The sequence below is a fragment of the uncultured Lutibacter sp. genome (assembly GCF_937891065.1).
Classification (GTDB): domain Bacteria; phylum Bacteroidota; class Bacteroidia; order Flavobacteriales; family Flavobacteriaceae; genus Lutibacter.
The window spans coordinates 1-3,514 of sequence record NZ_CALAEQ010000230.1; the positions used below are offsets into that span (position 1 = coordinate 1).

Consider the following 3,514-nt stretch of genomic DNA (forward strand, 5'->3'; position numbering starts at 1 on the left):
TGTTTGTAATATGATTGCTTTTGAAGAAATATAACCTTTAAACATCACTTTTTTTAATAAAGATAGATGATTTTTAGGAGTTGACATACAGATAAGACAGTACCTCTGACTTATTATTAAACCTTTTCCTCATTACCTTAGCATAGGTATATACCACACATCTTTCTGCAAATCTATGCCACCTTTTATTTCATCCTGAACAACTCTATCAATAATATAAATGCCTGTTTCTGCCATTTCGTCAAATGTATACAAACCATTATTTGGAAAGTTTATTCTAGTTCTATGGATATTAAATTTATTAGAAAATTTCCTTCCGAAAGCCTCCTCAACACCTTCTTTACCAATCATAAAACCTAACAATCCGCCCCAAGTTGCTGTAGGATTATCCGCATCCCAACCGGCTAAAGCACCTATTTTTATAGTCTTCTTAATATTTCCTTCACCATACAACAAACTAATAATACTCGACCCAAAATTAATTCCTGCTGCAAAACAACCATTACAATATAATTCTCTTGAAGTCATATCATAACCATCAGCCTGTTCAACTTGATATTTTTTATAGAGTGCATCTCTTGTCTCTTCCCAAGGTATATTTTTAGTGTGTTTTTCTTTTACAAAATCGTACATCTTAGCAGCATAAGATTTGTTTGGCAATCCTTTACGAGCCTCATTAGCCATCCAATATATTTTTTCTTTTTGTGATAATTCTTGGGTTACATAAGAAGCCAAAGAATACATAATTATGTAAAATTCAGAAATCCATTCAGCGTTTTCACGTGCAGTAGTTTGAATAGGTAATTTTGCCATTTTTAATGCAATATCAGGTCTAGAAGGAGCAAAAAAACCAAAAATCTCAGTAGTTAACTGAGCGTCAATCATTTCATAATAGTTGCTATAAATACTGTCGGAAGTAATTTTAGGATCGCTGGTTTCAGGTGGTAAAAAACCTTCAACCATCAAATCCATCGCCTTTTGATTTGAAACCCATAAAAAATTCTCTTCTTCTTTTTTTATATGTTTTAACCAACCATCTTTAATTTGTTCCGCGGATAATACACTTGTTCTATTAGAATACAAAAGGTGCTGATACATAAATTCAATATCAGTGTCATCATCACTACCCCAAACACCATCTTCATCTTCAAAAACAAAATCTATAGTTGATGACAAATCACTAGGTATTCCTTGTCCCCAAATACTCGGCTGATCTGGTTTTCCCCAATCATCTCGAGTGTAAAAATTACCCGTTTTTATTTCTCCAATATTACCAATTTTATCCATTTCGGTAACTAAACCCGTCCAGTTAGCTATACACTGCCCTAACCAAAAACCATACAATTTATTTGCATAATCCGATCTTAAAATAATCTTATCAGTGGCATTTGGCGTATAGTTTATATAAATTATACTCGTATCAATTAATTGATTATTATTTATTGATTGATTGTCTTTTTTAAATTCATTGCAAGAAAGAAGAACGGCAAAAACTAAAAGAGAACAAAAAAAATAAATTCTGTATTTTTCTTTATAAACCATATAATTATTCTTTAATCTATTCAATGATAATTTACACCTTTTGATAAGAATTATACTTATCAGTGTTAATAGTTAAAATATTATTTTTAAAGTTCCATTTCTCTCATTTAATTCTAGTTGTTACACCTTCATGTATACTAAATCATTTATCAAACAATGTTTCCATTTCCTCTAATGTTTTACCTTTCGTTTCAGGAATAAATTTCCAAACAAATAGAATAATTATTACAATAAACCCTGAAAACAGAAAATACGGTAAAGCATTGTTCCAAATACCACCATCAATCTGTAATTTATTCGCATCACTTTCAACAATCATTGGAAAAGATTGGGATACAAAGTAGTTCGCTAACCATTGACCAGCAACTGCAATGGACATAGCAACACTTCTTATTTTATTTGGGAATATTTCTGATAAAATTACCCATACCACAGGTCCCATTGACATGGCAAATGAACCTATAAAGATTAAAATTCCAATTAAACTAATAATTCCTTCCGAAGAAGAAATTGTTGGAAGTCCTGCTGAATTTAATTGTGAATAATCACTAAAATATAAGGTGAATCCCATCATTAAAAATCCTATTAGCATTCCAAATCCACCAATGATAAGTAAAGGTTTTCTCCCCAATTTATCAACTGTAAACATCGCAATAAACGTAAATAACAAGTTCACCGTTGCCAACAATATTTGTTGTAATAATATATCCTCTTTACCAAAACCAAGTGCTTGTTCAAAAATATCGGCACCATAATATAACACCGCATTTATCCCTGTAAATTGTTGTAATACAGAAAGTATTGTTCCAATAATTATAACAGGTAATAATGATTTTGAAAATATTGATACTTTTTTATGTTTGCCATCATTCCCTATAGATTCTCTAATTTCTCTAATTTCTACAGTAGCTTTTTCTTCTCCATGAATACTAACTAAAACTTCCATTGCCTCTTTCTCTTTTCCTTTTGTCATTAGCCATCTTGGGCTTTTTGGAACTAAAAATAACAACGATAAAAATAAGCCCGCAGGAATTAATTCAGACCAAAACATATATCTCCATCCAGTTGATAAATTTTCTGCTTCACTCAACCCATTTCCTATAAAATAAGTAACAAGAAAAACCACAAAAAAGCCGATAACAATAGCTAACTGATAAAATGTAACCAGATTACCTCTTTTTTCAGCCGGAGCAATTTCTGCTATATACATTGGAGCATTCATTGAAGCCATACCAATGGCAATTCCTCCTAGGATTCTAAAAAATACCATTAGCGAAACAGATTCAGGTAATATACTTGGTAAACCAGAGCCCCAAGCAGAAACTGCAAATAAAAATGCAGCAATAATTAAAGAGTTTTTTCTACCTATTGATTTGCTTAATATTCCTGAAAAAGCCGCACCTGCTAAGGCTCCTAATAATGCACTACTTACAATAAACCCTTTTAAAGCCCCAGTTAACTCAAAGTATTTTGAAAAATAAAACTGTGTTCCGTTAATCACACCGGTATCATAACCAAAGAGCAAGCCTCCTAATGTTATTACTATAGTGATAAAATAAATGTTAACTCGTTTGTTTGATGTTTTACTCATTTTGATAGATTATAAATATTTAATAAAAATGTTTTGAAATTTAATTATATTACTGAAGGTTTATTTAATAGTAAATCTAAGTTTTTTTGAAATATTATTTGAAGAATTTCCAACATAAACTTCATAATTTCCTTTTTCTAAATTCCAATTAGAAATAGTTTCATCATAATAGGCTAGATTAGCTACAGCAATTGAAATTTCAACAGTTTCAGTTGTTCCTTTTTTTATAACTGTTTTTTTGAAACCTTTTAATTCTTTAATAGCTCTCTTTACATTTGATTTTGACTTCCCTATGTATACTTGAATAACTTCTGAACCTGTAACTTCTGTATGTCTTCAAACTAATTTGGACTTTTCAATAGAGAGTATTTAGTTAATTAT

3 protein-coding genes are annotated in these 3,514 nt (G+C 30.4%); all 3 read right to left on the bottom strand.

The features are described from left to right. Nucleotides 1-132: 132 nt before the first annotated feature. Nucleotides 133-1,566, bottom strand: coding sequence for an ADP-ribosylglycohydrolase family protein (locus tag Q0352_RS12580; protein ID WP_299528000.1), 1,434 nt, complete (start codon nt 1,564-1,566; stop codon nt 133-135). A gap of 118 nt (nt 1,567-1,684) precedes the next feature. After that, a complete protein-coding gene (locus tag Q0352_RS12585) occupies nt 1,685-3,133 on the bottom strand; it encodes a sugar porter family MFS transporter (protein ID WP_299528001.1) in 1,449 nt (482 codons plus the stop codon). A gap of 60 nt (nt 3,134-3,193) precedes the next feature. Continuing rightward, on the bottom strand, nt 3,194-3,439 hold the full coding sequence (locus tag Q0352_RS14795) for a fibronectin type III-like domain-contianing protein (RefSeq protein ID WP_367274646.1): 246 nt from the start codon (nt 3,437-3,439) through the stop codon (nt 3,194-3,196). Between the last annotated feature and the right edge of the window lie 75 nt (nt 3,440-3,514).

Coding starts and splice junctions, on each gene's coding strand:
- Q0352_RS12585 (WP_299528001.1), bottom strand. CDS start 3,133: ATGAGTAAAACATCAAACAAACGAGTTAACATTTATTTTATCACTATA.